23 protein-coding genes and 2 tRNA genes are annotated in these 26,965 nt (G+C 66.9%); 9 read left to right on the top strand and 16 right to left on the bottom strand.

The window, feature by feature from the left end:
* Positions 1 to 100: 100 nt before the first annotated feature.
* Genes HL653_RS15600 through ccmC form a run of 5 tightly spaced genes read right to left on the bottom strand, consistent with a single transcriptional unit; the run spans position 101 to position 4,001 of the window.
* The gene (locus tag HL653_RS15600; protein ID WP_171745334.1) at positions 101 to 652 is read right to left on the bottom strand and encodes a DsbE family thiol:disulfide interchange protein; all 552 of its coding nucleotides are present in this window, start codon (positions 650 to 652) and stop codon (positions 101 to 103) included.
* Positions 649 to 2,679, bottom strand: a complete 2,031-nt coding sequence (locus tag HL653_RS15595; protein WP_171745333.1) for a heme lyase CcmF/NrfE family subunit — start codon at positions 2,677 to 2,679, stop codon at positions 649 to 651. Before HL653_RS15595 ends, HL653_RS15600 begins: the two co-directional genes overlap by 4 nt.
* Positions 2,676 to 3,131, bottom strand: a complete 456-nt coding sequence (ccmE, locus tag HL653_RS15590; RefSeq protein ID WP_171745332.1) for a cytochrome c maturation protein CcmE — start codon at positions 3,129 to 3,131, stop codon at positions 2,676 to 2,678. The genes HL653_RS15595 and ccmE overlap by 4 nt, the downstream gene beginning before the upstream one ends.
* Positions 3,132 to 3,142: 11 nt before the next feature.
* The gene (gene ccmD, locus HL653_RS15585; RefSeq protein ID WP_253716941.1) at positions 3,143 to 3,274 is read right to left on the bottom strand and encodes a heme exporter protein CcmD; all 132 of its coding nucleotides are present in this window, start codon (positions 3,272 to 3,274) and stop codon (positions 3,143 to 3,145) included.
* A 10-nt stretch (positions 3,275 to 3,284) separates the two neighbouring features.
* Positions 3,285 to 4,001, bottom strand: coding sequence for a heme ABC transporter permease CcmC (gene ccmC / locus HL653_RS15580; protein WP_171745331.1), 717 nt, complete (start codon positions 3,999 to 4,001; stop codon positions 3,285 to 3,287).
* A gap of 112 nt (positions 4,002 to 4,113) precedes the next feature.
* Here ccmC and HL653_RS15575 point away from each other — a divergent pair, with 112 nt between their 5' ends.
* Positions 4,114 to 5,040 (top strand): DMT family transporter, encoded by a 927-nt coding sequence (locus HL653_RS15575; protein WP_171745330.1) that lies wholly within the window; start codon positions 4,114 to 4,116, stop codon positions 5,038 to 5,040.
* 44 nt (positions 5,041 to 5,084) lie between these two features.
* Here HL653_RS15575 and HL653_RS15570 read toward each other — a convergent pair whose 3' ends face one another.
* The 4 genes from HL653_RS15570 to HL653_RS15555 all read right to left on the bottom strand — a co-directional run bounded on the left by HL653_RS15570 (position 5,085) and on the right by HL653_RS15555 (position 7,462).
* The gene (locus HL653_RS15570) at positions 5,085 to 6,134 is read right to left on the bottom strand and encodes a Glu/Leu/Phe/Val dehydrogenase (protein ID WP_171745329.1); all 1,050 of its coding nucleotides are present in this window, start codon (positions 6,132 to 6,134) and stop codon (positions 5,085 to 5,087) included.
* A 52-nt stretch (positions 6,135 to 6,186) separates the two neighbouring features.
* Positions 6,187 to 6,263, bottom strand: a tRNA-His gene (locus HL653_RS15565).
* Between the two features lie 222 nt (positions 6,264 to 6,485).
* Complete coding sequence (gene pyrF, locus HL653_RS15560; RefSeq protein WP_171745328.1) at positions 6,486 to 7,160, bottom strand: orotidine-5'-phosphate decarboxylase; 675 nt, start codon at positions 7,158 to 7,160, stop codon at positions 6,486 to 6,488.
* Complete coding sequence (locus tag HL653_RS15555; protein WP_171745327.1) at positions 7,160 to 7,462, bottom strand: hypothetical protein; 303 nt, start codon at positions 7,460 to 7,462, stop codon at positions 7,160 to 7,162. Before HL653_RS15555 ends, pyrF begins: the two co-directional genes overlap by 1 nt.
* 124 nt (positions 7,463 to 7,586) lie before the next feature.
* On the opposite strand from HL653_RS15555, the gene radA reads away from it, so the two are divergent.
* Positions 7,587 to 8,960 (top strand): DNA repair protein RadA, encoded by a 1,374-nt coding sequence (radA, locus tag HL653_RS15550; protein ID WP_171745326.1) that lies wholly within the window; start codon positions 7,587 to 7,589, stop codon positions 8,958 to 8,960.
* Positions 8,961 to 9,208: 248 nt separating this feature from the next.
* Here radA and HL653_RS15545 read toward each other — a convergent pair whose 3' ends face one another.
* Positions 9,209 to 10,081, bottom strand: coding sequence for a 3-hydroxyacyl-CoA dehydrogenase NAD-binding domain-containing protein (locus HL653_RS15545; protein WP_171745325.1), 873 nt, complete (start codon positions 10,079 to 10,081; stop codon positions 9,209 to 9,211).
* 187 nt (positions 10,082 to 10,268) lie between these two features.
* On the opposite strand from HL653_RS15545, the gene HL653_RS15540 reads away from it, so the two are divergent.
* The gene (locus HL653_RS15540) at positions 10,269 to 11,759 is read left to right on the top strand and encodes a hypothetical protein (protein ID WP_171745324.1); all 1,491 of its coding nucleotides are present in this window, start codon (positions 10,269 to 10,271) and stop codon (positions 11,757 to 11,759) included.
* Entirely contained in the window at positions 11,756 to 13,222 is a 1,467-nt protein-coding gene (locus HL653_RS15535) for a glycosyltransferase family 39 protein (protein ID WP_171745323.1), read from the top strand. Before HL653_RS15540 ends, HL653_RS15535 begins: the two co-directional genes overlap by 4 nt.
* A gap of 6 nt (positions 13,223 to 13,228) precedes the next feature.
* Here the strand turns inward: HL653_RS15535 and phaR are convergent, their stop codons facing one another.
* Positions 13,229 to 13,798: a polyhydroxyalkanoate synthesis repressor PhaR gene (gene phaR, locus HL653_RS15530; protein ID WP_171745322.1), complete on the bottom strand. Its 570-nt coding sequence runs from the start codon at positions 13,796 to 13,798 to the stop codon at positions 13,229 to 13,231.
* A 136-nt stretch (positions 13,799 to 13,934) separates the two neighbouring features.
* On the opposite strand from phaR, the gene HL653_RS15525 reads away from it, so the two are divergent.
* Both HL653_RS15525 and HL653_RS15520 read left to right on the top strand, forming a co-directional pair.
* Positions 13,935 to 14,909 carry an alpha/beta fold hydrolase gene (locus HL653_RS15525; protein WP_253716939.1) on the top strand — a complete coding sequence of 325 codons (975 nt, stop codon included), beginning with the start codon at positions 13,935 to 13,937 and terminating at the stop codon, positions 14,907 to 14,909.
* Positions 14,910 to 14,943: 34 nt separating this feature from the next.
* Complete coding sequence (locus HL653_RS15520) at positions 14,944 to 16,119, top strand: acetyl-CoA C-acetyltransferase (RefSeq protein ID WP_171745320.1); 1,176 nt, start codon at positions 14,944 to 14,946, stop codon at positions 16,117 to 16,119.
* A gap of 238 nt (positions 16,120 to 16,357) precedes the next feature.
* On the opposite strand, the gene HL653_RS15515 is transcribed toward HL653_RS15520, so the two are convergent.
* The 4 genes from HL653_RS15515 to lon form a co-directional block, all read right to left on the bottom strand.
* Complete coding sequence (locus tag HL653_RS15515) at positions 16,358 to 16,531, bottom strand: hypothetical protein (RefSeq protein ID WP_171745319.1); 174 nt, start codon at positions 16,529 to 16,531, stop codon at positions 16,358 to 16,360.
* A 224-nt stretch (positions 16,532 to 16,755) separates the two neighbouring features.
* A tRNA-Val gene (locus tag HL653_RS15510) sits at positions 16,756 to 16,830 on the bottom strand.
* 359 nt (positions 16,831 to 17,189) lie between these two features.
* Positions 17,190 to 17,462: an HU family DNA-binding protein gene (locus HL653_RS15505; protein ID WP_171745318.1), complete on the bottom strand. Its 273-nt coding sequence runs from the start codon at positions 17,460 to 17,462 to the stop codon at positions 17,190 to 17,192.
* A gap of 95 nt (positions 17,463 to 17,557) precedes the next feature.
* Complete coding sequence (gene lon, locus HL653_RS15500) at positions 17,558 to 19,966, bottom strand: endopeptidase La (protein ID WP_171747018.1); 2,409 nt, start codon at positions 19,964 to 19,966, stop codon at positions 17,558 to 17,560.
* A 172-nt stretch (positions 19,967 to 20,138) separates the two neighbouring features.
* Between lon and HL653_RS24020 the strand changes: the two genes are divergently transcribed.
* From HL653_RS24020 to dctA, 3 genes are all read left to right on the top strand, one after another.
* On the top strand, positions 20,139 to 23,036 hold the full coding sequence (locus HL653_RS24020; protein WP_216599876.1) for a TonB-dependent receptor: 2,898 nt from the start codon (positions 20,139 to 20,141) through the stop codon (positions 23,034 to 23,036).
* A 266-nt stretch (positions 23,037 to 23,302) separates the two neighbouring features.
* The gene (locus HL653_RS15490; RefSeq protein ID WP_171745317.1) at positions 23,303 to 24,523 is read left to right on the top strand and encodes an MFS transporter; all 1,221 of its coding nucleotides are present in this window, start codon (positions 23,303 to 23,305) and stop codon (positions 24,521 to 24,523) included.
* Positions 24,524 to 24,640: 117 nt separating this feature from the next.
* Entirely contained in the window at positions 24,641 to 25,969 is a 1,329-nt protein-coding gene (gene dctA, locus HL653_RS15485; RefSeq protein ID WP_171745316.1) for a C4-dicarboxylate transporter DctA, read from the top strand.
* A gap of 131 nt (positions 25,970 to 26,100) precedes the next feature.
* On the opposite strand, the gene HL653_RS15480 is transcribed toward dctA, so the two are convergent.
* Positions 26,101 to 26,952: an NAD(P)H-binding protein gene (locus HL653_RS15480; protein ID WP_171745315.1), complete on the bottom strand. Its 852-nt coding sequence runs from the start codon at positions 26,950 to 26,952 to the stop codon at positions 26,101 to 26,103.
* Positions 26,953 to 26,965 lie beyond the last annotated feature (13 nt).

The following is a 26,965-nucleotide window of genomic DNA, read 5'->3' as shown; positions in this document are numbered from 1 at the left end:
GATCGTCGAGAACGCCCCGCAACCCTTCTCGACTGCGATCTCGACAAGCTCGATCTCCGCTCGAAGCGAACGGGTTCGGAATGGGATCGAACGGAAAAGCTCATCGTGCCGCCTCCAGCGCGGCCTGCACGCCGGGCAGATCCTCGGGCATGATCGGCCCGATCTTCTGCATCCGGATCACGCCCTTGCCGTCCACCACGAACGTCTCCGGCACGCCCGACGAGCCGATCGCGATCTGCACCTTGCTGGTCGTGTCGCTGCCGATGCGCGCATAGGGATTGCCGTAGCGCGCGAGGAAGCCCGCCACGTCGTCCGGCCGGTCACGGATCGCGATGCCGACGATCGGCACCTTGTTCTTGGCGAGGATCTCCAGTTGCGGCGCTTCGCCCGCGCAGGGCACGCACCAGCTGGCGAAAATGTTGACGAGATGCGGCGTGCCGGTGGCGAGATCGGCGCTGGTCAGCCCGTCCACGCCCGAGGTGGCCGCCGGCAGCGCGAAGGCCGGCATCGGCCGGCCGATCATCTTCGAGGTGATCGTGGGATCGTCGGGCTTGCGCAGGCCGATGATGAAGATCGTCGCGAGCAGGATGAAGCCGATCAGCGGCACCCACAGCAGCCACGGCCGCCGCGCGGGGGATGGCGCGGCGCTCATGCGGTGGCCTCCCGGTTCTTCGCCGAGCGCCGCTCGCGCAGCACGCGGCCGATCAGGGCGAGCGCGCCGCCCAGCGCCACCAGCCCGCCACCGGCCCAGATCAATGTGACGAACGGCTTCCACCACAAGCGCAGCTGCCAGCGCCCGTCCTCGGCCTGGCTGCCCAGCACCGTATAAAGCTGGCCGTTCCACGCCGTCAGGATCGCGCTCTCGCTCGTCTCGGTCGGCGGCGCCCAATAATAGCGCGCCTGCGGGAGCAATGTGACGGGAGCGCCGCCCCGCGCCGCTTCCAGCGTGGCGTCCATCGAGGTCCAGTTGGGGCCGAAGCCGGGCGTCACCGCCTTGAGCGTCACCTGCCACGGGCCGACCTGAACCCTGTCGCCCACGGACGCCGCCACCAGCCGTTCGGCGGTGAAGGCGCTGTCGCAGGCCATGCCCGCCAGCGCGACGCCGATGCCGAAATGCGCGATCACCATGCCCCAGGTGAAGAGCGGCGTGCGGCGCAGGTTGCGCCCGATCAGCGGCTCGATCGAACCCAGCATGATGCCGAACGACAAGCCGAGACCGAGCAAGGGCAGGATGCCGATCGCGGGCGCCGTCACCTTGATCACCACCAGCGCGATCAGAACGAGCGCCGCCGCGGGAGCGAGGCGCCGCAGCAACGGCTTCACCTCTTCCCGCCGCCAGCGCATCAGCGGCCCGGCCACCATCACCACGCCGAGGATCAGCGCCAGCGGCCCTGCGGCGCTATTGAAATAAGGCGGGCCGACCGAGAGCTTCTCGCCCGTCACGCCCTCGAGGATCAGCGGATAGAGCGTGCCGACCAGCACGATGCCGAGGATCACCGTCAGCAGCAGATTGTTGAGGACGAGGCTGCCCTCGCGGCTCAGCGCATCGAAGCGCGATCCCTCGCGCACCGTGCCCACGCGCAGCGCGAACAGGGCCAGCGCGCCGCCGATATAGAGGGCCAGCAAGGCCAGCAGGAAACTGCCCCGGCGCGGATCGACCGCGAACGCATGCACGCTCGTCAGGATGCCTGATCGGACGAGGAACGTGCCGACCATGCTCATGGAAAAGGCAACGACGCCCAGCATCACCGTCCACGCGCGCAGCCCGTCGCGCGTCGCCAGAACCGTCACCGAATGGAGCAGAGCCGTCGCCGCCAGCCACGGCATCAGCGAGGCATTCTCGACCGGATCCCAGAACCACCAGCCGCCCCAGCCCAGTTCGTAATAGGCCCAATAGCTGCCGGCGGTGATGCCGATCGTCAGGAAGATCCACGCGCCCAGAACCCACGGCCGCATCGCACGGGCGAAGGCCGGGCCGACATCGCGCGTCACCAGCGCGCCGATCGCGAAGGAGAAAGCGACCGAAAGGCCGACATAGCCGAGATAAAGCGTCGGCGGATGGAAGGCGAGGCCGGGATCCTGCAGCAAGGGATTGAGCCCCTGCCCTTCCATCGCCGGCGGCGTCAGCCGCGCGAACGGGTTCGAGGCGAAGAGCAGGAAGGCGTAAAAGCCCAGGCCGATCGCCGCCTGCCCGCCCAGCGTGGCGACCAATGTGCGCTCGTTCAGCCGCCGCTCCAGCACGGCCACAGCCGCGCCCGCGATCGACAGGATCGACACCCACATCAGCATCGATCCCTCGTGATTCCCCCACGAGGCGGCGAAGCGATAGAGGAAGGGCTTCTCGCTATGATCGTTCTGCGCGACCAGCAGCACCGACAGATCGACACGCACGAACAGCAGGATCAGCAGCGCAAAGGCGAGACAGGTGAGCAGCCCCTGCGCGACCGCGACCGGACGGATGGCGGACGAAAGCGCGCGCCACGTCTCGCCCGCCTCGTTCCCTTCCCCGTTCGTCCTGAGCGAAGTCGAAGGACGTGCTGCAGGCGGCGCGCTTGCTTCCCGTGCTTCGACTTCGCTCAGCACGAACGGGGTTTTAAGTGCGAGGACCACCAGCACCAGTTGCAGCGCGCAGAGCGCCGCCCCCAGCCACAGCGCGACAAGGCCGGCCTCCGCGATCATCGCGCCTTGGCCTTCTCGTCCGCTTCCAAGCTGCCGCTCTTGTGCATCGCGCCCGCCACCTGCGGCGGCATGTAGCGCTCGTCATGCTTGGCGAGGATCTGGTCCGCCACGAACAGGCCGCTCGCATCGAAGCGTCCGTCCGCCACCACGCCCGATCCTTCCTTGAACAGAGCCGGCACGATGCCGGAGAAACGCACCGGCACGGTCGCCGCATTGTCGGTGACGAGGAAGGTGATCGTCACGCCGTCGGGCAGTTTCTTGATCGAGCCCTTGGTGACCATTCCGCCCAGACGCACGGCACGGCCGGGCGCGACATGATCGCGCGCCGCATCGCTCGGCGTGTAGAAATAGGCGGCCTGATCCTTGAGCGCGGACATGGCGAGCAGCGCCGCACCGATCAGTGCCGCGACTGCGAGCAGGGTCAGCGTCAGGCGCTGATGCTTGGCCTTCATTCCTGTTGCCATCACCGGTCGCGCAGCCGCTCCGCGCGCGCCTCGGCCTGACGCAGCGACCGCCACGACCAGCCGACGAGCCCCACAGTCGCCAGGATCGCGACGGCATAAGCCGCGATCACGAAGGGCCAGCCCCCAATCATCGCCCGCCCCTCATGCCGTCGCCAGCCTTTTCATGCGCGCCTCGACCTTCGCGTCCGCCAGCAGCGCGCGCATCCGCATCAGCACGACCGCGCCAAACAGCAGGGTGAAGCCCAGCGCCGACAGCGGAAGCGGCCACAACAGGCTGGGATCGATGCTCGATCCGGACAGCGAAATGCTCTGCCCCTGATGGAGCGTGCGCCACCACAGGACCGAATAATGGATCACCGGCAGGTTCACCGCGCCGACGAGGCCATAGATGGCGGTGATGCGCTGGCCGCCCGCATCCCTGCCCGCCGCATTGGCGAGCGCGATATAGCCGATATAGAGGAAGAACAGGACGAGCATCGAGGTCAGTCGGCCGTCCCACTCCCACCAGGTGCCCCAGGTGGGCCGGCCCCAGATCGATCCGCTGGCGAGGCACACAGCCGCATAGACCGCGCCCGGCACCGCGCAAGCGCGCGCGGCGACCGCGCTCAGCGGATGACGCCACACCAGTTGCGCGAAGCTGGCGCCGGCGATCCCTGTCCAGCCCGCCATGCCGAGCCACGCGGCGGGGACATGGACGTACATGATCCGCACCGTCTGCCCCTGCAGATAATCGGAGGGCGTGATGACGAGCCCGCCGATCAGCGCGACCGCAATCAGCACCGCGCCGCTCCAGCCGAACCATGCGGTCAGCGGACGGGCGATGGCGAGGAAGCGGGCGGGATTGGCGAAGCGATGCATGAAGCGTCCGAAGAGGGCCTTTGCATCGGGATAGTCTAAGCGCTGCCCGGAGAAAAGCTGGCGCTTGCGCTCAGTCCGCCGGCTTGCGCCGGAGGAATGAAGCGGCCAAGCGATGGACATGCCGGAAGTCGCCCCGCCCGCCGATCGCCCCATCCTGGGAATGGGCATGCGGATCGTGAGCGCGACGGGCTTCGCGATCATGGCCGCCTTCCTGAAAGCGGCGAGCCAGCGCGGCGCCGGCACGATCGAGATGCTCTTCTATCGCAGTGCGGGCGCGCTGCCGCTGGTGTTCCTGTGGGCGGCGTTCGGGCCCGGCATTCGCAGCCTCGGCACGCGGCGCCCGGCCGCGCATCTCACCCGATCGGCGATCGGCCTCACCACGATGTTCTTCACCTTCGGCGCGCTCTCGCTGCTGCCCTTGGGCGAGGCGACGACGATCACCTATACCGCGCCGGTCTTCTCCACGATTCTCTCGGCCGTCCTGCTGCACGAGGCGATCGGCGCGCGGCGCTGGGCGGCGGTGGTGACGGGCTTTGCGGGCATGCTGCTGGTGGTCCAGCCGGGCGGAGGCAATGGCCTCTCCCCCGTCGGGGTCGCCATGGCTCTGACGGCGGCACTCGGCCAGTCGGCGGTGATGATCACGCTGCGCCAGATCGGCAAGACCGAGGCGACCTCCGCGATCGTCTTCTGGTTCACCACCTTCTGCTCCTTGGTCGGCGCGGCATTCCTGCCCTTCTTCGGCCATATCCACGATGCGACGACCTTCGCCTTTCTCATCGGCGGAGGCCTGTTCGGCGGCATCGCCCAGATCGCGATGACGAGTTCGCTGCGCTACGCCCCTGTCTCGGCCGTCGTGCCGTTCGATTATCTGCAGATCCTCTGGGCGACCGCGATCGGCTGGGCGATCTTCGCCTCGCCTGCATCGGCGACGACGCTGGCGGGCGCCGCGCTCATCACCGCGAGCGGAGTGTACACCGCCTATCGCGAAGGGCGGCGGGGACAGGAACCGAAGCAGGCTTTCGCGCCGCCGGAAGGGTGAACTCGTCCGTACTCCTGCTTCCGCAGGAGCACGGTTAAGGCAGATCAGCCGCGGCCGATCAGGCGCATCGCCATCCGGTCCGCGACCGCCGAGGCGGCCTCGCGCGTTTGGGAGGCCTCGGCCCAGATCGCTTCCAGACGTTCCGGAATCTGCGCGATCCGCGCCTCCACCTCGGCGCGGTCGCCCTGCCCCAGATATTCCAGCGCGACATTGATGATGCCGCCCGCGTTGATCACATAATCGGGCGCATAGAGAATGCCGCGCGCCGTGAGCCGATCGCCGTCGGCAGGCGTCTTCAGCTGGTTGTTCGCGGCCCCCGCCACGATCGGCACCTGCAGGCGATCGATCCCGGCCTCGTCCAGAATCGCGCCCAGGGCGCACGGGCTGAGCACATCGGCCTCGATCCCGAGAATGTCGTCGGCCGCCGCCAGATCCGCGCCCAGTTCGCGCGCCAGCGCCCCGGCCCGGGCCTGATCCACGTCCGCCAGCGTCAGCCGTGCGCCGTCGGCCGCGAGCAGGCGGGCCACGCCGCCGCCGACCGAGCCCACGCCCTGGATCGCGACATGCACGCCCGCCGCGCTCGATTTGCCGAGCGCACGCGCGATCGCCTCCTTGATCCCGAGATAGACGCCGAGTGCCGTCAACGGCCCCGGATTGCCGCCGGCCGCCGCCTCGCCCACCGGCAGGCCGGAAACGTGGCGCGTCTCCTGTCGGATCGCGAGCATGTCCTGATCGGTCATGCCGACATCCTCGGCCGTGATGTAGCGACCGCCCAGCGAATCGACCGCGCGACCGAAGGCGGCCAGCAAGGCCGGAGTCTTGTCCACGCCCGGATCGGCGAGAATCACGCTCTTGCCGCCGCCGAGGGGCAGGCCGGCCATCGCATTCTTGAAGCTCATGCCGCGCGACAGGCGCAGCGCGTCCGTCACGGCGTCGCCCTTGTCGGCATAATGCCACAAGCGCGTGCCGCCTGCGGCCGGCCCCAGATGGGTGGAGTGGACGGCGATGATCGCCGTCAGGCCCGCGGCTTCGTCACGGAAGAAACTGACGCTCTCGTGCGCGTCGAAATCGGGATAATCCCAGAGAGAGATCATGAGGGGGGAGCTTCGACAGGGCCGCGTGCGCGGCCGGAAGAAAAGGGGCCGCTGGGGCGATCGACGGGGATTGAACCCGCAACCTCCGGTACCACAAACCGGCGCTCTAACCAATTGAGCTACGACCGCCACGCTCGCCCGGCGACTGGGCAGCCCCCTTAGGGGCGAGAGGGCCGCCCGGTCAAGCGGGTGATCGCGCGCGATGTGGAAACAGGAATGAGAACCCCTCCCGGTCGTCACCCTGAACGTGGTTCAGGGTCCATTACCCGACGGTTGCTCCAGGCGGACAGGTCGGTTCATGGATGCTGAAACGCGTTCAGCATGACGAGGCAGAGAGAGTTTCGTGATCCCTCAGAGCGTCGCGGCGATGGCCCGTGCGGCGGCGTCGGGATCGACCGCCCGCGTGATCGGCCGGCCGATCACGAGAATCGAGGCGCCCGCATCCACGGCGGCGCGCGGCGTGATCACGCGCTTCTGATCGCCCATGTCCCCACCGGCCGGGCGCACGCCGGGCACGACGAAGAAGCCGTGCTTCCAGCGCGCATGCGCGGCCGCCACTTCCTCGCCCGAACAGACGATGCCGTCGAGCCCCGCCTCGGCCGCCAGATCGGCGAGCCGCGCGACCTGATCATGCGGCGCGCCGTTCACGCCGATCGAGGCGAGATCGCCCTGATCGAGACTCGTCAGCACCGTGACGCCCACCACCTTCGTCCCCGGCGGGGCGGCGGCCTTGGCGTCTTCCATCATCGCACGCCCGCCGGCGGTGTGGATCGTCAGCACGGCGGGGGCGAGCTGGTGCAGCGCCTGGATCGCGCTCCCCACCGTATTGGGAATGTCGTGCAGCTTCAGATCGAGGAAGATCGGCAGGCCCAGCCCCGCCACTTCGCGCACGCCGGCCGCGCCATTGGCGACGAAGAATTCGAGGCCCAGCTTCAGCCCGCCGACATGATTGCGGACGCGCGCGCCGATCGCCAGCGCGCTCCCCAGATCGGGCGTGTCCAGCGCGACATAGATCTTGCTGCCCATCAGACGGGCTCCGCCGGGGTCGAGATCGGAGCCGGGGCGGGTTCGGGCGGTGCTGCGGGCGCCAGCGTGGCGATGCGTGTCTGTTCGGTCATCCGGCGCTGATAGCGCCAGCGCTGCACCCGATGATAGATGTAGAGTGGCACGAAACCGAGCAGGAACGCGAAGAGCAACAGCACAGGCAGCTTCGCGTCGGCCTTGAGGCCGCCGTAAAGGTCCAGCGTCACCGACGTCCAGTTGTGGAACGCGAAGACCACGACGACGACGGTAATCGCGATCCAGAAGAGCGTCCGCAGAAAGCCCATGCGCGCCACCCTAACGCGCTTCATCGAAGATGGCGACCCCGGAACGATCGGGATCTGTCGCGGTTGCCAGCACGCGCCCGGATCGATATGTTCTTGCTTCGTTCAACATCCCGCCGGAGCCCACATGGCCAAGCCGAACCGTCGTTACGTCTGCCAGGCCTGCGGTTCGGCCACATCGCGCTGGCAGGGCCAGTGCGTCGACTGCGGCGAGTGGAACACGTTGGTCGAGGAGGTCGGCGGCGGGGTGGTGACGCCGTTCGCCGCCAAACATGATCTGCGCTCGGGCGGGCGGGCGATCCTCCTCTCCGGGCTGGATGCGGATGTCGCGCTCCCGCCCCGCCTGTCGCTGGGGATGGCGGAGCTGGATCGCGCGCTCGGCGGCGGGCTGGTCGCGGGATCGGCGACATTGATCGGCGGCGATCCCGGCGTCGGCAAATCCACCCTGCTGCTGCAGGCGGCGGCGAAGCTGGCGGTGGGCGGCGCGCGCGTCGCCTATGTCTCCGGCGAAGAGGCGGCCGATCAGGTGCGGCTGCGCGCGCGGCGCATGGGGCTGGGCCACGCGCCGGTCCAGCTCGGCTCGGCGACGTCGGTGCGCGATATCCTGACCACGCTGGATGCGGGCGCGCCGCCGGCTCTGCTCGTGATCGATTCGATCCAGACGATGCATTCCGATCTGATCGAGGGCGCGCCGGGCACGGTGGGGCAGGTCCGCGCCTCGGCGCAGGAGCTGATCCGCTATGCGAAGGAGCGCGGCACCGCGCTGATCCTGGTGGGCCATGTCACGAAGGACGGCGCGATCGCGGGGCCACGCGTGCTGGAGCACATGGTGGATACGGTGCTGGCGTTCGAGGGCGAGCGCAGCCACCAATATCGCATCCTGCGCGCGGTGAAGAACCGCTTCGGCGGCACCGACGAGATCGGCGTGTTCGCGATGGCCGAAAAGGGGCTGGAGGAAGTCGCCAACCCATCGGCCCTGTTCCTCACCGAGCGCAGCGACGGCGTGGCGGGCGCCACCGTCTTCCCCGCGATGGAGGGCACGCGCCCCGTGCTGGTGGAGATACAGGCGCTCGTCGTGCGCCTCGCCAGCGGGGCGACGCCGCGCCGCGCGGTGGTCGGCTGGGATTCGGGGCGGCTGGCGATGATCCTCGCCGTGCTGGAGGCGCGCTGCGGGCTCAGTTTCTCCACCGCCGAAGTCTATCTGAACGTGGCGGGCGGCTATCGCATCCAGGATCCGGCCGCCGATCTGGCGGTGGCGGCGGCTTTGGTTTCGGCGCTTTCGGAGCGACCCATCGCCTCCGATGCGGTGGCGTTCGGCGAGATCGCGCTGTCGGGCGAGGTACGCCCGGTGGGCCATGCGGCGCTGCGCCTCAAGGAAGCCGCCAAACTCGGCTTCCAGCGCGCCCTCGCACCTTCCGCCACCAAGGCGGACGACAAGGGCATGCGCCTGTCCGGATTCACCACGCTCGGCGCGCTCGTGGACAACGTGCTGGGGCGGTAAATTCGATCGTCATTGCGACCCTAGCCTTGAGTCGGGGGAAGCAATCCAGTCCCACTGTCGGAGCTGGATTGCTCCGCCGTGCTCGCAATCACGAAATTCTTCAGACGAAATCTGAAGCAGGGCAACGAAGGCAGAGCTGTAAACGCGATGTCTGCAGTCCCGTACTCCCGCGAACGCGCGAGCCCAGGGCCGCAAGCGTCACGCCTGAAGCTCTGGGCTCCTGCATTCGCAGGCGCACGGAGGATTGCTCAGATCGCGACCGGCACCGGCGTGTCGCCCGAATAATCGTAAAAGCCGCGCTTGCTCTTGCGGCCGAGCCAGCCCGCCTCGACCAGCTTCAGCAGGATCGGCGCCGGGCGATATTTGGGATCACCGAAATCCGCCTGGAACACGCGCAATATCTCGAGGCAGGTATCCAGCCCGATCAGGTCCGCCAACGTCAGCGGACCCATCGGGTGGCCGGCGCCCAGCTTCATCCCCGCATCGATATCGGGGATCGAGGCCAGCCCCTCGCCCGCCGCGAAACAGGCCTCGTTGATCAAGGGCAGCAGGATGCGATTGACGACGAAGCCGGGCCGGTCGGCGGCGACGATCGTGGTCTTGCCGACCCTCTTGCCGAACGCCTCGGCCACCGCCACCGCGCGATCGCCCGTGCCGAGGCCGCGGATCAGCTCCAGCAGCGGCATCAGCGGCACCGGATTGAAGAAATGCATGCCGATGAAGCGCTCGGGATCGGGCGCCGCCTGCGCCAGCCGCGTGATCGAGATGGACGAGGTGTTGCTGGCGAGGATCGCGTCCGGCCCCAGCACCTTGCCGATCGCCTCGAAGATCGTGCGTTTCACCGGCTCGCGCTCGGTCGCCGCCTCGATGATGATGTCCGCGTCGGCCATCGCATCCAGCGCGCCGACCGGCCGGATCAGGCCCACGGCCGCATCGCGCGCCTCGGCCGTGATCTTTTCCTTCTCGACCAGCCGGCCCAGCTGCTTGGCGATCCCCGCCTTGCCCTTGGCCGCCACCTCTTCGGAGACGTCGGACAGCAGCACCGTCACCCCGGCCTGCGCCGCCACCTGCGCGATGCCCGCCCCCATCTGCCCCGCACCCACGATCCCGACGATGTTCATGGCGATCCACCCTTCCAGCCGTTCACCGCAGCCGATCCCGCGAACCGATGCCCCGCGCAACCGAAATCGGCGGATCGCCGGCGCTGCTTTCGCTAGTCTCGCGTTAACCACAGACCGGTAATCGAGGCCAATGAGGGAAGATGCCCTTCCCCCGACAGGCTTTACGATGAGATCGTTTCCACCGGACATGACGGCAGTTCATCAAGGCGGCGCCCACAGGCCGCGCGGTGCGAACCGGCATCATCTTGGTGCAGGGCTCGCGCTGATCTTGGCCGTAGGTTTCGCCGCGCGGGTCCTGATGATTCCGACGGCCGATATTTATCGCCCCGACGAGCTCTTCCAGTATCTGGAGCAAGCTCACCGAATCGTCTTCGGCCACGGCGCTGTGACATGGGAGTATCGCGACAATATCAGAAGCCTGCTGCCGCCCCTCATTCTGGCCGGACCGATGGCGCTCGGCGATCTGATCGCGCCGGATTCCCAGCTTTACATCGTCCTGCCGCGTGTACTGCTGGCGGCCCTCTCGCTCTGCACCGTCTGGTCGGCATGGCGATTTGGAGCCCGCCAATCTCCGCGTGGGGGCCTGATCGCAGCAGCCATCGTCGCGGGGTGGAGCGAATTCATCTACCTGGCTCCGCATATTCTGAGCGAAGCGATCAGCATCGCATTGCTATTACCGGCCGTCGTTCTGCTCACCAGCACCGATCGGGGATCTCGCCAGATCATCATCGGCGGCTTGCTGCTGGGATTGGCCATACTCCTCCGTGTGCAGCATCTACCCGCCGCAGCCACGCTCGCAGCACTTGCGCTGTGGAATCGCCCCCGCGATTGGCCACCGCTGCTTTTTGGCGGCATCGTGGCGATGCTGCTCGGGGCGGGGATCGACATCGGCTCCGGCCACATGCCCTTCGACTGGGCGATCGAATATTATCGGCTCAATATCGTTGCGGGGCGCGCCGTCACTTATGGGACTGCGCCAGCGTGGGCTTATGCGCGCGCGATCGGCGCCTCCCTCGGATGGGCGACGGTGCCCATACTATTTCTGGCTGCAGTCGGCGCGCGTCGATACCCGATCCTGTTCAGGGTCGGAATCGTCAACCTCGCCGTGCACATGGCCGTCGATCACAAGGAATATAGCTTCATCCTCCTGACGACGACGATCCTGATTCTGCTGGCCGCGCTTGGCACCGCCGTGCTTGTAGAGCACGCCGCGACGCGCGGTTCACGATGGAGCCGCTCGCTGCCATGGCTCGCGCTGGCTGGCTGGATCGGGATGTCCGTATCGGTCGCCGCCGCAGGAGGGCCGGCCAAATATTCGATGGGACAGAGAAACGACCCGGCCCCGTTCGCATCGTTGCGGACGGACCCGCATCTTTGCGGCGTCGCGACACTCGATCTGCATTTCACGACGCAAGGCGGATATACATATCTCCATCGCGCTGTTCCGATGTACGTATACGAAGCCAAAGAAATCGGTTTGCTGGCGCGCGAGGTGCCGGGCTTCAACCGGCTCATCGCCCCCGAACCCGCCTCTGTCCCGACAATGTTCCGGAAGACACTCTGTTTCGCGGGCAAGAGGCCGTCGCCCCCTGTCTGCATCTTCGCCCGGCCGGGGAATTGCCGGGCCCTCCAATCGCCGGCCGAGATCAACCGGATGCTGATCAGGACCGACCAGTGAACCCGCACCGGAGCGAACCCTCACGGCTGGCCGATCCGGCCGTCCGGATCTTTTTGTCCGCGCTGCTTCTCGTCCTTGCGGCATTCCTGATCCGCGCGCCCTCGTTCGGTAACCCGATCTATGAGATCGATGAGCAATTCTACCTGCTCGTCGGCGATCGAATGCTCCACGGCGCAGTGCCCTATGTGGACATTTGGGACAGGAAGCCCATCGGCCTGTTCCTGATCTATGCCGGCGCTCGGCTGTTCGGCGGCGGCGGCCTCGTCTCCTATCAGGTGATCGCCACGTTGTGCGCCGCCGGCACGGCGTTCTGCATTCTCGCCTTGTCGCGCCGCGTGGCAGGTCTGACAGGCGCGACGGCTGCGGGCATTCTCTATCTTCTCTGGATCGAGGTCGCGGAAGGCGGCGGCGGGCAATCACCGATCTTCTACAATCTGCCGATGGCAGGCGCCGCCGTGCTGCTGATCGCCCCAGCCGGCCCGCGCGACCGCGAGCGAGGCTTTCTGGCCATGCTGCTCGTCGGCATCGCCATCCAGATCAAATATTCGGTGGTCTTCGAAGGGTTTTTCTTCGGGCTGATCGCGGCATGGAAGGCATGGCGGCGCAGCCCGCGTGCCGCCCTGATCGAGATACCGGCGCTCGCGCTGACAGCGCTCGCCCCCACCTTCGCCGCCATCGCCGCTTATGCCGCGATCGGCCATCTGCACGAATACTGGTTCGCGAACTTCACCTCGATCTTCCTGCGCGGCGAAACCCCCGTGGAAGACCTACACCAGCGCGCGCGCGTCGCGCTGGTCCGACTGGTTCCGTTGACCGTGTGCGCGGCGGCAGCGGCGTGGCACGTGCTACGTGGCTCTCCCGACCGCGAAGCGAGACGCTGGCTCGCCTTCATGGGCGTGTGGTGCGCCGTCGCTGTCGCCGGCTTCTCCGCGTTGGGCGTCTTATATTCCCATTATCTGCTGCCCGTGTTCGTGCCGTTTACGGCCGCTGCGGCGCCGATTTTCCGGCGCTGGCCGACCGGGCCGGCGCTGCTCGGCATCGCGGCATGGCTTCCGGCCAGCAATCTCCATTGGCCGGACTTCGCGACCACCGCTCGCTCACAGCGCCAGATGGCCGATCTGTCCGCGCTGGTGCCGCCCGACGTCTCGCATGGCTGCATGCAGATGTTCGATGGGCCGCCGATCCTCTATTATCTGACCCGCGCCTGCACCGTCAGCCGGTTCGTCTTCCCGGATCATCTCAGCGCCGCGAACGAGAATGGCGCAATCGGCGTCGACGCGGCGACGGAAACGAGGCGGGTCCTTGCCGCCCGCCCCCTGGTCATCACGATCGGAGATAACGACGTGCGCCCGCCCAACCGGAAGACCTTCGCGATCATGCGCGAAGGTCTCGCTCGGTCCTATCGGTGGGCGGGACACGCCTGGGTCGATGATCGTTTCGTGTCGGTCTACGTCCGACGCTGACCGCCCTTATTCCCCGATCTTGTCGAGCTTGGCCTGCAGCGCGGCCATCTGCTCCTTGAGCGTGGCGAGGTCGTCCTTCGCTTCGCCGGCTTCCGGCGCGGCGCCCGCGGCGGGAGCGCCCTTGCCGCCGCCCTTGACCTTGAACGCCTGTGCCGCGGCTTCCATCATGTCCATGTTGCGCTTGGCGATCTCGGCGAAGGGGCCGCCCGCGAACGCGCCCTGCATGGCCTGACGGAACTGGGCCTGGTTGCTGCGGAACGCCTCCATCGAGGCCTCCAGATATTGCGGCACCATCGCCTGCATGGAATCGCCGTAGAGCGAGATCAGCTCGCGCAGGAAGCCCACCGGCAGCATCGTCTGGCCGCGCGTTTCCTCCTCCATGATGATCTGGGTGAGGATGTTGTGGGTGATGTCCTCTTCGGTCTTCGCGTCGATCACCTTGAACTCGCGGCCGTCGCGCGTCATCTGCGCGAGGAAATCGAGCGTGATGTAACTCGAGCTTTCCGTATTATAGAGTCTGCGGTTCGCATATTTCTTGATGACGACAGGGCCCGAAGTGTTTGATGATTTTGCCATGGCCCACCGATCTCCATCTTTTGCCGCATCCCTAGCACCTTCGCTCGCCGCGCTGCAACACAGGCCGCGCCCTTTGCCCTTGTTTTTGCAATTGTTGCGTGACGAAGCCGGCGATGATGCTGCAAGAATTGCTGCAGTGTTGCGGGGTGTCCGCGCCTATCAGCAGGCCCCGCGCGGCCGGCCGATGCGGCGCGCGCGCAAGATCGCGCGGCGCGGCCGTACGTCGCTGCGGGACTATGGCGGACATGGGGGCGGACACGGGGACGGACACGGCACGCCGATCGTGTTCGTGCCCTCGCTGATCAACGGGCCCGAAATCCTGGATCTCGATCGGGACCGCTCGTTGCTGCGCTGGCTCAAGGCGCAGGGCCTGCGGCCGCTGCTGGTCGACTGGGGCACGCCCTCCAGCCGCGAGCGCGATCTGGACATTGCCGGCCATGTCGAAAAACTGCTCGTGCCTTTGCTCTCGCGCCTGCCCGAGCCGCCGATCCTGGTCGGCTATTGCCTGGGCGGGACGATCGCCGCCGCCGCCGCGCACCTGATGCCGGTGCGCGCGCTGGCGCTGATCGCCTCACCGTGGAGATTTGGCGGTTTCCCGCCGTCCTCGCGCCTGCGCCTGGCCGAATTGTGGGAACAGGCGCGGGAGCCTGCGGGGCAGATCGGCCTCCTGCCGATGGAAATCATGCAATCCGCTTTCTGGCGGCTAGATCCCAAGCGCACGCTCGCGAAATTCGAATCGATCGGCCAGAAAGTGGGCGATCGAAAAGCGCTCGCCAGCTTCGCCACGGTGGAGGACTGGGCCAATGACGGCCCGCCCATGACCTTCGCCGCCGCGCGCGAACTGATGGAAGACTTCTTCCTGCGCGATCGGCCGGGCGAAAAAACATGGCGGGTCGGCGGCCGGATCATGGACCTTTCCGCCCTGCCCTGCCCCGTATTGGAGGTCGTTTCCACCAGCGACCGGATCGTTCCCCACGGATCCGCCGCCGGCGTGGGCGACCGAATCACGCTGCGGCTCGGCCATGTCGGCATGATCGTCAGCGGGCGGGCCAAGGAATTGTTATGGCAGCCCTTGTTGGAATGGCTTTCGCAGGTTCGGCGCCCCTGCTAGCTCAGGATCATCCTTAACCATGACGGATAGAAACGTGGCTGAGATCGTGATTACCGGCGCCAAGAGGACGCCCGTCGGAAGCTTCAACGGCGCCTTCGCCAGCGTGACCGCGCATGAACTGGGACGCACGGCGATCGTCGCCGCACTCGAACAGGCCGGCGTTTCGCCCGACGAGGTGGACGAAGTGGTGCTCGGCCAGATTCTGGCGGCGGGCGAAGGCCAGGGCCCGGCACGGCAGGCCGCGATCGGCGCCGGCATCCCGGTGGAAGCGACCGCTTATTCGGTGAACCAGATCTGCGGCTCCGGCCTGCGCGCGGTGGCGCTGGCGGCGCAGGGCATCGCGGCGGGCGATGCGGACATCATCGTCGCGGGCGGCCAGGAAAGCATGTCGCTGGCTCCGCACGCCCAGCATATGCGCGGCGGCACCAAGATGGGCCCGCTCACGCTGGTCGATACGATGATGGTCGATGCGCTGACCGACGCGTTCGAGAAATATCCGATGGGCATGACGGCCGAGAATCTGGCCGAGCGCTACCAGATCACGCGCGAGGCGCAGGACGCCTTCGCCACCGCCAGCCAGAACAAGGCCGAGAAGGCCCGCGCCGAAGGCCGCTTCGCGGACGAGATCGCGCCCGTCACGGTCAAGAATCGCAAGGGCGAGATCGTGGTGGCGGACGACGAATATATCCGCGCCGGCGCCACGACCGAGATGATGGCCGGGCTCCGCCCCGCCTTCAAGAAGGATGGCAGCGTCACCGCCGGCAATTCGAGCGGCATCAATGACGGCGCCGCCGCCATCGTGCTGATGACCGCCGAGGCCGCCGCCAAGCGTGGCGCCAAGGTGCTGGGCCGGATCGCCTCCTGGGCGACGGCCGGCGTCGAGCCCGCTTATATGGGCATCGGCCCCGTCCCCGCCTCTAAGAAGGCGTTGGCCAAGGCGGGCTGGACGCTGGACGAGGTGGACCTGATCGAGGCGAACGAGGCGTTCGCAGCCCAGGCGCTGGCGGTCGGGCAGGAACTGGGCTGGGATCCGGCCAAGGTGAACGTCAATGGCGGCGCGATCGCGATCGGCCATCCGGTCGGCGCCAGCGGCGCGCGCGTGCTGACGACTTTGCTCTACGAGATGGAGAAGCGCGACGCCAAGAAGGGCCTCGCCACGCTCTGCATCGGCGGCGGCATGGGCATCGCGATGTGCATCGCCCGCGACTGAGCGACGCGACCCCATCGCAGGCATGACAAAGGCCCAGTCCCGAGCGATCGAGGCTGGGCCTTTTCTCATCCGGCGGCGGTGAAGTCGCGGAATGCGTGGTGGCGTGGCTCGACTATTCCGCCGTGCTCCTGCGAACGCAGGAGCCCAGAGCCGCAAGCGCTACGTTTCAAATTCCGACTGCCACTTTCGCAGAAGCGCGAAGCCGGCGAGCCAGCGTCTCGCTTCCTGCGCCTCGCGCTCAGTCGTTCGACTGGCGTCCGCCGTCCGGCCTGCCCTTGCTCTCCTCGTCGGCCTGATTCAGCGCGCCGCCGGGGTTCGGGTGAGGCTTGCGCGTCGCCTCGCTCGTCTCCGCATCCTCGTGGACGCCATCGATGTCGGAATGGTGCGGTGCTTCAGGGGGCTTGGCCATCATCTCGTCTCCTTGTCGGAAGGAGAACGAGCGGAGCGGCGGACGGCTCCCCCCGCGACACGCGATCGCAAGATCCAAGCGCAGCAGCGTCGCGCGTGGGCGAGGCTTCGGCCCCGAACACCATAAAAGCCTACGAAGACGGGCTTCCAAGCGCGCGCCGCCAATGCGGAAATCAGCCCTGAATCGGCCCCTTAGCGGGGAAATTATCCAGAGATTTCAAGAAGGCGTGGTGGGCGCAGCAGGGATTGAACCTGCGACCCCACCCGTGTGAAGGGTGTGCTCTACCGCTGAGCTATGCGCCCCCGAAAAGGCCGGGAGGGCCACGCCAGGTCGCGGCGATTAGTGGCTCGCCGGGGCGCTGTCCAGCCCCAGAAGCCGGCCCCAGCCCGACTTCTTGCGACGGAGACGAAAAAGCTGTGGATCAAAGCCCGGCCAGACCGCTCTATCGCCGGGAGTTCGGCACCTCGCCAAACCGTGAAGAGTCTCTTGAGCAAGGATCGCGCAAAACGGGCCGATAGCCCGCCTGGCGCGATCCCAGTGTCGAATGGATCGGCGTTTTCCCAGCGCCCTCGTTCAGCGCCCTTCTGGCGACCCACCCCTGAAATCGCTTTTTGACGCCTTACTCTGTGACGCATTCGGAATGATCGTTCCGCCGATCGTCCTAGTTCACCAGTTCCTTGAGAACCTTCCCGGCGCGAAACTTCGGCTGGCTCGTCGATGCAATATCCATCGGCTCGCCCGTGCGAGGATTTCGACCCGTGGAAGGTTTCCGGTGTGTTACCGAAAACGTTCCAAACCCAACGAGGCGGACTTCACTTCCGCCCACCAAGGTTTGCCCGATCTTGCTAAGCATCGCTTCCACGACGCGACCGGTATCACCACGATTGAAGCCGGTCTCTTCCGAGACCGCGACGATAAGTTCCTGCTTGTTCATCCTCTACCCCCAATCTTCTTGGTCGGTAGAGGAATAAACGCCCAGCCCCCCATATCTGTCAAAAGAAAAACAAAGCTATCCGTCAAAAATTAGGATCAATGTCGAGCAAAACTTCCGCCGCGATCGGATGATGCCGGATTGGCGCCGGGTTCCGTCGCCAATTCATCTGCTTCAGTCCATTCGATTGCTACGACCGGGCGGACGAGCGCACGCGACAAAACCTCGTCCACATGGTTAACCGGAACAATCTGCAGATTTTCGCGAATATTCGCCGGAATATCGGCAAGATCCTTTTCATTTTCCTGAGGAATCAGGACTGTCGTGATCCCGCCGCGCAAGGCAGCCAAAAGCTTTTCCTTGAGCCCGCCGATCGGCAAAACGCGGCCGCGAAGCGTCACTTCTCCCGTCATCGCTACGTCGCGGCGCACAGGAATTCCGGTCAGGGTGGAGACGAGAGTCGTCACCATCCCGATGCCGGCGGACGGTCCATCCTTGGGCACGGCACCTTCCGGCAGGTGAATATGCACGTCTTTCCGCGTGAAAATGGACGGCTTGATTCCATAGATCGGCGCGCGCGCCTTCACGAACGACCATGCCGCCTGGACGCTTTCGTTCATCACTTCGCCCAGCTTGCCGGTCGTCTTGACCAGTCCCTTGCCGGGAACGGTCACCGCCTCAATCGTCAGCAATTCGCCGCCGACCTCGGTCCAGGCCAGGCCCGTCACGGCGCCGATCTGGTCCTCCTCCTCCGAAACGCCGAAGCGATGCTTCCGCACGCCGGAGAATTCACCCAGATTGTCGGGTGTCACGACGACCTTGGCGTCCTTGCCCTCCAGGATGCGGCGGAGCGCCTTGCGCGCCACCTTGGCGATCTCGCGCTCCAGAGTGCGGACGCCCGCCTCGCGGGTATAATAGCGGATCAGATCGCGCAGGCCCTCGTCGGTGAGTTCGAACTCATCGGCCTTCAGGCCGTGCGCCTCGATCTGCTTGGGCAGGAGATGCGCCTTGGCGATCTCCAGCTTCTCATCCTCGGTGTAGCCCTCCAGCCGGATGATCTCCATGCGATCCAGCAAAGGCTGGGGCAGGTTCAGCGAGTTGGCCGTCGTCACGAACATCACGTCCGAAAGATCGATGTCGATCTCGAGGTAATGATCCTGGAACTTGCCGTTCTGCTCCGGATCGAGAACCTCCAGCAGCGCCGAGGCGGGATCGCCCCGGAAATCCTGGCCGAGCTTGTCGATCTCATCCAGCAGGAACAGCGGGTTGGAAGTGCCGGCCTTCTTCAGGTTCGACACGATCTTGCCCGGCAGCGAGCCGATATAGGTGCGGCGGTGGCCCCGGATCTCGGCCTCGTCCCGCACGCCGCCCAGCGACTGGCGCACGAATTCGCGGCCCGTCGCCTTCGCGATCGAGCGGCCGAGGCTGGTCTTGCCCACGCCCGGCGGGCCGACGAGGCACAGGATCGGCCCCTTCAGCTTGTTGGTGCGCGCCTGCACGGCCAGATATTCGACGATCCGGTCCTTGACCTTCTCAAGCCCATGATGATCGGCATCCAGCACCGCCTGCGCGGCCGGTATATCCTTCTTCACCTTGCTCTTCTTGCCCCAGGGCAGGCCGAGCAGAACATCCAGATAGTTGCGGACGACCGTCGCCTCGGCACTCATCGGCGCCATCGTGCGGAGCTTCTTCAGCTCGGCCGTCGCCTTCGTGCGCGCTTCCTTGGACAGCTTCGTGCTGGCGATCTTCTGCGTGAGTTCGGCAATCTCGTCGCCGCCCTCGTCGCCCTCGCTCGTGCCGAGTTCGCGCTGGATCGCCTTCAGCTGCTCGTTCAGATAATATTCGCGCTGGCTCTTCTCCATCTGCCGCTTTACGCGGCTGCGGATTTTCTTCTCCACCTGAAGAACGCCCAACTCGCCTTCCATGAAGGCGAACGCCATTTCGAGACGACGGGCGGGATTGGACTCCATCAGCATCGCCTGCTTCTCGGAGACCTTCACCGCGATATTGCCCGCCACCGCATCGGCCAGGCGGCCCGGCTCCTCGATCTCGGCCAGCTGGCTCGGCAGATCGTCGGAGATCTTCTTGTTGAGCTTCGCATAGCGCTCGAACTGCTCGATCACCGAGCGGATGAGGCCCTTGGTCTCGGTATCGTCATTCTCGTCGCCTTCCGCGACGGGAGAGATATCGCCGATGAGATGCCCCCCCTCGGTCCGCAACTCCGAAAGCTTGCCGCGACGCTGCCCCTCCACCAGCACGCGCACCGTGCCGTCCGGCAGCTTGAGCAGCTGCAGCACCGTGGCGACGACGCCGATCTCATACAGCGCGCTCGCATCCGGATCGTCATTGGCGGGATCCAGCTGGGCGACGAGGAAGATCGACTTGTCCGCCGACATCGCCGTTTCCAGCGCGGCCACCGATTTGTCGCGGCCGACGAACAGGGGCACGATCATCTGCGGGAAGACGACGATATCGCGCAGCGGCAGGACGGGGAAGGTTTCGTTCATGGAGACTCCGATGCCGCATGGACTCCAGCGGCCTTGATACCGGATATGGGACGCAAGGGGTTGGGGATCAATCCGGCCTTTGTTGCCGGGCTGACATAAGGGGCGAGGATAAGGCGCTAGCAATCATCTTATGATTCGCACGCTCCGCCTCGCTGGCCCGGCTTTTGCAAGCATGGCTGCCCTTTCGCCCGCCCCCGTGCTGGCCCAGCAGGAGGCGCCCGCGCCTTCTCCGGCCAGAAGCGAGGCCGCCCCGGTGGACGAGGAAGAGGCGATCATCGTCAACGGCCAGAAACCGCCCGGATCGGTGGTGGGCGATATTCCGGCCGAACAGATCCTCAACCCGGCGGACGTGCGCGCCTATGGCGTGAACTCCATCTCGGATATCCTGAGCGAACTGGCGCCGCAGACGGGCAGCAATCAGGGCCGTGGCGGCGGCTCGCCCGCCGTGCTGTTGAACGGCAAGCGCATCTCCAGTTTCTCCGAGATCCGCGACATCCCGACCGAGGCGATCCTGCGGATCGAGATCATGCCGGAGGAAGTGGCGCTCAAATACGGCTTCGGTTCGGACCAGAAGGTGGTGAATTTCGTGCTGCGCCGCCGCTTCGACGCCAAGACGGTGGTGGCGGACGGCACCACCTCTACCGATGGCGGCGGCGAGAGCGGCACGCTGGAAGGCGGCACGATCAAGATACGCGGCGACAATCGCTTCAATCTGAACGCCCGGCTGCAGGCCAGCGCGCGCCTGCTGGAAAGCGATCGCGACCTGATCTCGACGGCGGCGGGCACGCCCTATTCGCAGCAGGGCAATATCGTCGCGGGGCGCGGCGGCGAGATCGATCCGCGTCTGAGCGCGCTGGTGGGCACGCCGGTGACGATCGCGGGCGTCCCCGCCTCCGCCGCCAATGCGGCGCCGGCCCTCTCCGCCTTCGTGCCGGGCGCGAACAACCAGACCAACACCGATATCTCGCCCTATCGCACGCTGCGGCCCGAGACGGAGACGCTCACGATCAACTCGGTCTATGCGCGCGCCTTCGGCGGCATTTCGGCGACGGCCAACGGACTGCTCACCGTCACGCGCAGCAAGGCGCTGAACGGCCTGCCCTCCACCTCGCTCTCCTTGCCCGCCGGCAATCCTTATTCCCCCTTCGCCTCGGCGGTGCAGGTCGATCGCTATCTCGGCAGCGATCCGCTTTCGCAGCGGACCAATGGCTGGACCGGCCATCTCGGCGCGGGCGCGAACGGGCAATTCTCCAGCGCGTGGCGCTGGACCGCGACCGGCAATTACGACCATGGCGACAGCAAGACGCGCACCGAGACCGGGCTCGACACCACCGCCATCCAGGCGCGGCTGACGGCGAACGACGCCACGCTCAATCCCTATGGCGATCTCGATCCGCTGGTGGGCGGGCTGCTCGTCAACCGGGCGCGCTCGATCACCAACAGCGGCGATTTCCAGATCGTTTCGCGCGGCACTGTCGCGCGGCTGCCGGCCGGACCGATCGGGACGACGATCAAGGCGGGCGGCACGGTGCAGGCGATCGATGCCAGTTCGCTGCGCGCGGGGATTTCGCAATCCAGTTCGCTCTCGCGCACCGGCGGCAATGGCCAGCTCAGCATCGATCTGCCGATCGCCAGCCGCCGCGCGGGCGTGCTGACCCCGCTCGGCAACCTGACCGCCAACGTCAATGTCGCGGTCAATCAATATAGCGATTTCGGCACGCTCCGGACCTACGGCTATGGCGTCAACTGGTCGCCACGCACGCCGCTCACGCTGATCTTCTCGATCACCGATGACGAAGGTGCGCCGACCGTGGCCCAGCTCGGCAATCCCACGGTGGTGACGCCGGCCGCGCGCGTGTTCGATTATCGGCTCGGCCAGTCGGTGGACGTCACCTCCGTCACCGGCGGCAACCCCAATCTGCTGGCCGACAACCGCCATGTGATGAAGATCGGCGGCACCTGGAAGCCTCTGCCCAAGACCGATCTTTCGATCACCGCCAATTATGTGAAGAGCCGCATCCGCAACGCGATCAATTCGCTGCCCGAGCCGACGGCGGCGATCGAGGCGGCCTTCCCCGATCGCTTCATCCGCGATGCGGACGGCGATCTCACCCGCGTCGACACGCGGCCCGTGAACTTCAGCCGTGAGGATACGGAAAGCCTGCGCTGGGGCTTCAACATCTCGATCCCGCTCAAGCCCACCGCCGGCCAGATCGCGGCCTTCCGCAAGCTGGCGGCCGAGCGGGGCTTCCCGTTTCCGGGTGGGCCCGGCGGTCCGGGCGGTCCCGGCGGCCGTCCCCCCGAAGGCGGCCCGCCGCCCGAGGGTGGCGCCCCGCCGAGCGAGCGCGCCGCGACCAGCAATAGCGGCCAGAGTTCCACAGCTGCCGAACGCGGCGTGGGTGGCGGTGGTGGCGCCGGACCGGGTGGTGGCGGACCGGGCGGCGGTGGCGGCCCCGGTGGGCCAGGCGGCGGCGGGCCCGGCGGTGGCGGCCGAGGCTTCGGCGGCTTCGGTGGACCGCGCGGCGGCGGACAGGCGGGCGGCCGCCTCCAGTTCGCGCTCTACCATACCTGGCATTTCCAGGATGAGGTGCTGATCCGGCCGGGCCTGCCCGTGCTCGATCGGCTGGCGGGTGACGCGACCGGGTCGGGCGGCGGCCAGCCCCGCCACGAACTGGAGGGGCAAGCCGGCTATTCGAACGGCGGCCTCGGCCTGCGCCTCTCGGCCAACTGGCAGAGCGCCACCACGGCGAAGGCGACGGCGGCGAGCGCGGTGGGCGACCTGCGCTTCTCCGATCTCACCACCTTCGATCTGCGGCTGTTCGCGGATCTGGGGCAGATGCCGCAATTCATCGGCAAGGGCTGGGCGCGCAACATGCGCGTCACCGTCAGCGTGACCAACCTGTTCAACGAGCGCCAGATGGTGCGCGATGCGAACGGCGATACGCCGGTACGCTATCAGCCGGCTTATCTGGATCCGCTGGGCCGCGCGGTGCGGATCGGCATCCGCAAGCTCTTCGCGCCCATTCCGCCGCGCGGCGCCTTCCGGCCTGGGCAGCAGCGCCCGCAATAAGCGGCGGGCTGTCCTTGGCCACCCTTCAAAAAACCGTTCGCGCCGAGCCTGTCAAAGCACCGTCCTTCTTGTGTCCCGCACACAGAAGGGAGAACGGCACCCTTCGACTGCCTGCCAAGGCAGGCGCTCAGGACAGGCTTCGACAGGCTCAGTGCAAACGGAGGACGGTAAATCTCAGTCCGGCCCGGCAATTTCTACCGCTCCCATCGAGATAAGGCCGCTATCACCCTTGTTTCGAGGCACCATGGGAGCGATGTTGCACCGCAATGCAAATCGATCAGTCCCCGCCCCTGCGCGTCGTCCATCCCGCGCTCGTTCATCTCGCGCTTGCCGTCGGCGGCTTCGCCATCGGGACGACCGAATTCGCGACGATGAGCCTGCTGCCGTATTTCGCCCGCGATCTGGGCATCGATGCGCCCACGGCTGGCAACGTTATCAGCGCCTATGCGCTGGGCGTCGTGGTCGGCGCGCCGACCATCGCGGTGCTGGCGGCGAAGATGTCGCGCCGTTCGCTGCTGATCGGCCTGATGCTGTTCTTCGGCGTCGCCAATGCGCTGTCCGGGATCGCGCCGACCTATCACTGGATGCTGCTGTTCCGCTTCCTGAGCGGCCTGCCGCACGGCGCCTATTTCGGCATCTCGGCGCTGATGGCCGCCTCGCTCGTACCGGCCAACAAACGCGTGGCCGCCGTCAGCCGGGTGATGCTCGGGCTGACGATCGCCACCGTGATCGGCGTGCCGCTCGCCAACATCCTCGGCCAGGTCGTCGGCTGGCGCTGGGGTTTCGCGCTGGTCGCCGCGCTGAGCCTGACGACGGCGGCGCTCGTCGGCCTCTATGCCCCGCAGGAAAAGGCGGATGGCGCGGCCAGCCCGCTGCGCGAACTGGGTGCGCTGCGCCGCCCGCAGGTGTGGCTGACGCTTGCCACCGGCGCGGTGGGCTTTGGCGGCCTGTTCGCCGTCTACACCTATCTGGCCGATACGATGCTGGCGGTGACCAAGGTGTCGCCTGCGATGATCCCGGTGGCGCTCGTCGTCTTCGGCGTGGGCATGACGGCCGGCACCGCGATCGTGCCGCGCTTCGCCGATCGGCACCTGATGCCCTCCGCCGCCGTGTTGCTGCTGTGGTCGGCCGTGACCTTGCTGCTGTGGCCCGCCGCCGCGCCGCACCTGCCGAGCCTGCTCGTCGCGGTTTTCGCGATCGGCTTCGGCGGCGCCTATGGCGTCGTGCTGCAGACCCGGCTGATGGACGTGGCGGGCGACGCGCAGGCGCTGGCCGCCTCGCTCCACCATTCGGCCTTCAACACCGCCAACGCGATCGGCCCGCTGTTCGGCGGAATGGCGATCCGCGCGGGGCTGGGCTGGACCTCGACGGGCTATGTCGGCTGCGCGCTGGCGCTGGGCGGCCTAGCCATCTGGCTGCTCGCCTGGCGGCTGTCCTCGGGCGAGCCGCCTCATGCCGTCTCGGCCGAGCGCCTCCCGATCCACTGAGCGAAACCGGCACGATCTGCCTGCAGAGCGGGCGAAACCGGCAAGAGTTGCGCGACGGCTCATGGAAGCCGATGGAGAAGGCTTGAACCCGCTTCTTCCACGACTCCCGAGACCTTGATGCTGAAAGTCACCGACGCGAGCCCGCCGCCTGCCGTTCCGCATGCCTGGTACAAGCACCTCTATTTCCAGGTGCTGGTCGCGATCGTCGCGGGCGTGCTGGTCGGCCATTTCGCGCCCGCCACCGGCGAGGCGCTGAAGCCGCTGGGCGATGCCTTCATCAAGCTGGTGAAGATGATCATCGCGCCCGTGATCTTCCTCACGATCGTGACGGGCATCGCCGGCATGCGCGATCTGGCCTCGGTCGGCCGCGTCGCGGGCAAGGCCTTCGCCTACTTCCTGTTCTTCTCCACGCTGGCCTTGTTCGTCGGCCTGATCGTGGCGAACGTGATCCGGCCCGGTGCGGGGCTCAACATCGATCCGGCGACGCTCGATGCCTCCAAGGTCAGCGAATTCGCTGCCAAGGCGCATGAGACGACGCTCACCGGCTTCCTGCTCGGCGTGATCCCGGAGACGTTCCTGTCGGCGCTGACCGAAGGCAATATCCTCCAGACCCTGTTCGTCTCGGTCATCTTCGGCATCGGCCTCGCGTTGATCGGCGAGCGCGGCGAACGGCTGACGACGGCGCTGGAGGATCTCTCGATCGCGGTGTTCAAGGTCGTCTCGATCCTGATGAAGGCGGCGCCCGTCGGCGCGTTCGGCGCGATGGCCTTCACGATCGGCAAATATGGCGTGGGCACGCTCGCCAATCTCGCGATGCTGGTCGGCACCTTCTATCTCACGTCGCTGCTGTTCGTGCTGGTGGTACTGGGCGTCGTCGCGCGCCTCTGCGGCTTCTCGATCCTGCGGCTGATCGCCTATCTGAAGGCGGAATTGCTGCTGGTGCTGGGCACCTCCTCGTCCGAAAGCGCCCTGCCCGCCTTGATCCAGAAGATGGAGCGGGCCGGCTGCCCCAAGTCGGTGGTCGGTCTGGTCGTGCCGACCGGTTACTCGTTCAATCTCGACGGCACGAACATCTATATGACGCTGGCGTCGCTGTTCATCGCGCAGGCCTGCAACGTGCATCTGACGCTGGGCCAGCAATTGCTGCTGCTGAGCGTGGCGATGCTCTCGTCCAAGGGAGCGGCGGGTGTGACGGGCGCGGGGTTCATCACGCTGGCGGCGACGCTCTCGATCGTGCCGTCGGTGCCGGTGGCGGGCATGGCGCTGATCCTCGGCGTCGATCGCTTCATGAGCGAGTGCCGCAGCCTCACCAACTTCATCGGCAATGCCGTGGCGACGGTGGTGGTGTCCCGCTGGGAAGGCGCGCTGGACGAGGCGGCGCTGGATGCGGCGATGCACGGGCGGGCTGTGGAGAGTGAACCGGCGCCCGCGACCACGCTTCACTGATCCCTCTACCTCCCGTTTGCTCCGAGCCCCTAATCCCCGTTCGTCCTGAGCGAAGTCGAAGGACGGGCTTCACGCGACAGCAGTTGAAGCCCGTGCTTGGACAAGCTCAGCACGAACGGATCAGGGGATGGTCAGGCCAGAGCCTTGGCCACCACGTCCGCCAGCGGCGTCGTAGGCCGCCCGATCAGCCCGCTCAGCGTGTGGCTGTCATCGAACAGAGGACCGTCCGCCGCCTTGGCGCTGCTGTCCGCCAGCATCGCGGCGAGCGGACTGGGCAGGCCCATTCCTTCCAGCGTCTCGCGGAACACCTGCTCGCTCATGTGGACATAAGCGACCGGCTTGCCGCTCGCGGCCGCCAAAGCCGCCGCATATTCGCCCAGCGTGAAGCTCTGGTCGCCCGCCAGTTCATAGACCTGATCGACGATATCGACATTCACCAACACCGCCGCCGCCGCCGCCGCATAATCCGCGCGGGCGGCCGCCGAGATGCGCCCCTCGCCCGTGCTGCCGATCACGGCGCCATGCTCGACTGCGGGCCTGGCGTTCATCGTGTAATTCTCGGTGTACCAGCCGTTCCGCAGCAACGCGTAGCGCAGGCCGCTCGCCTTGATCGCCGCCTCGGTCGCGCGATGCTCGACGGCGAGGCCGAACGGGTTCGTGTCGGCGCGCAGGATGCTCGTATAGGCGATGGCCGAGACGGCCGCCGCCTTGGCCGCGTCGACCACGGCCTGATGCTGCGCCTCGCGCTGGCCGACTTCGCTCGACGAGATCAGCAGCAGCCGCTGCACGCCCTGCAGCGCGGGCGCGAGCGTGGCCGGATCGGCATAATCGAACGCGCGCACGATCACGCCGCGCTCGGCGAAATCGGCCACGCGCGCCGGATCGCGCACCAGCGCTACGATCCGCTCGGGCGCCACCCGGCCCAGCAGTTCCTCGATGACGAGACGGCCAAGTTGGCCCGATGCTCCGGTAACAGCGTACATTCTGGTCCTCCGC

The sequence above is a fragment of the Sphingomonas sp. AP4-R1 genome, from assembly GCF_013113735.1.
Taxonomy (GTDB): Bacteria; Pseudomonadota; Alphaproteobacteria; order Sphingomonadales; family Sphingomonadaceae; genus Sphingomonas_I.
This window is presented reverse-complemented; position numbering and strand designations above follow the sequence as displayed.

What these genes read in the sequence shown, in the direction of transcription:
- HL653_RS15600 (WP_171745334.1), bottom strand. Translation starts at nt 652, where the DNA reads ATGAGCGCCGCGCCATCCCCCGCGCGGCGGCCGTGGCTGCTGTGGGTG.
- HL653_RS15595 (WP_171745333.1), bottom strand. Translation starts at nt 2,679, where the DNA reads ATGATCGCGGAGGCCGGCCTTGTCGCGCTGTGGCTGGGGGCGGCGCTC.
- ccmE (WP_171745332.1), bottom strand. Translation starts at nt 3,131, where the DNA reads ATGAAGGCCAAGCATCAGCGCCTGACGCTGACCCTGCTCGCAGTCGCG.
- ccmD (WP_253716941.1), bottom strand. Translation starts at nt 3,274, where the DNA reads ATGATTGGGGGCTGGCCCTTCGTGATCGCGGCTTATGCCGTCGCGATC.
- ccmC (WP_171745331.1), bottom strand. Translation starts at nt 4,001, where the DNA reads ATGCATCGCTTCGCCAATCCCGCCCGCTTCCTCGCCATCGCCCGTCCG.
- HL653_RS15575 (WP_171745330.1), top strand. Translation starts at nt 4,114, where the DNA reads ATGGACATGCCGGAAGTCGCCCCGCCCGCCGATCGCCCCATCCTGGGA.
- HL653_RS15570 (WP_171745329.1), bottom strand. Translation starts at nt 6,134, where the DNA reads ATGATCTCTCTCTGGGATTATCCCGATTTCGACGCGCACGAGAGCGTC.
- pyrF (WP_171745328.1), bottom strand. Translation starts at nt 7,160, where the DNA reads ATGGGCAGCAAGATCTATGTCGCGCTGGACACGCCCGATCTGGGGAGC.
- HL653_RS15555 (WP_171745327.1), bottom strand. Translation starts at nt 7,462, where the DNA reads ATGGGCTTTCTGCGGACGCTCTTCTGGATCGCGATTACCGTCGTCGTC.
- radA (WP_171745326.1), top strand. Translation starts at nt 7,587, where the DNA reads ATGGCCAAGCCGAACCGTCGTTACGTCTGCCAGGCCTGCGGTTCGGCC.
- HL653_RS15545 (WP_171745325.1), bottom strand. Translation starts at nt 10,081, where the DNA reads ATGAACATCGTCGGGATCGTGGGTGCGGGGCAGATGGGGGCGGGCATC.
- HL653_RS15540 (WP_171745324.1), top strand. Translation starts at nt 10,269, where the DNA reads ATGACGGCAGTTCATCAAGGCGGCGCCCACAGGCCGCGCGGTGCGAAC.
- phaR (WP_171745322.1), bottom strand. Translation starts at nt 13,798, where the DNA reads ATGGCAAAATCATCAAACACTTCGGGCCCTGTCGTCATCAAGAAATAT.
- HL653_RS15515 (WP_171745319.1), bottom strand. Translation starts at nt 16,531, where the DNA reads ATGATGGCCAAGCCCCCTGAAGCACCGCACCATTCCGACATCGATGGC.
- HL653_RS15505 (WP_171745318.1), bottom strand. Translation starts at nt 17,462, where the DNA reads ATGAACAAGCAGGAACTTATCGTCGCGGTCTCGGAAGAGACCGGCTTC.
- lon (WP_171747018.1), bottom strand. Translation starts at nt 19,966, where the DNA reads ATGAACGAAACCTTCCCCGTCCTGCCGCTGCGCGATATCGTCGTCTTC.
- HL653_RS24020 (WP_216599876.1), top strand. Translation starts at nt 20,139, where the DNA reads ATGGCTGCCCTTTCGCCCGCCCCCGTGCTGGCCCAGCAGGAGGCGCCC.
- HL653_RS15490 (WP_171745317.1), top strand. Translation starts at nt 23,303, where the DNA reads ATGCAAATCGATCAGTCCCCGCCCCTGCGCGTCGTCCATCCCGCGCTC.
- dctA (WP_171745316.1), top strand. Translation starts at nt 24,641, where the DNA reads ATGCTGAAAGTCACCGACGCGAGCCCGCCGCCTGCCGTTCCGCATGCC.
- HL653_RS15480 (WP_171745315.1), bottom strand. Translation starts at nt 26,952, where the DNA reads ATGTACGCTGTTACCGGAGCATCGGGCCAACTTGGCCGTCTCGTCATC.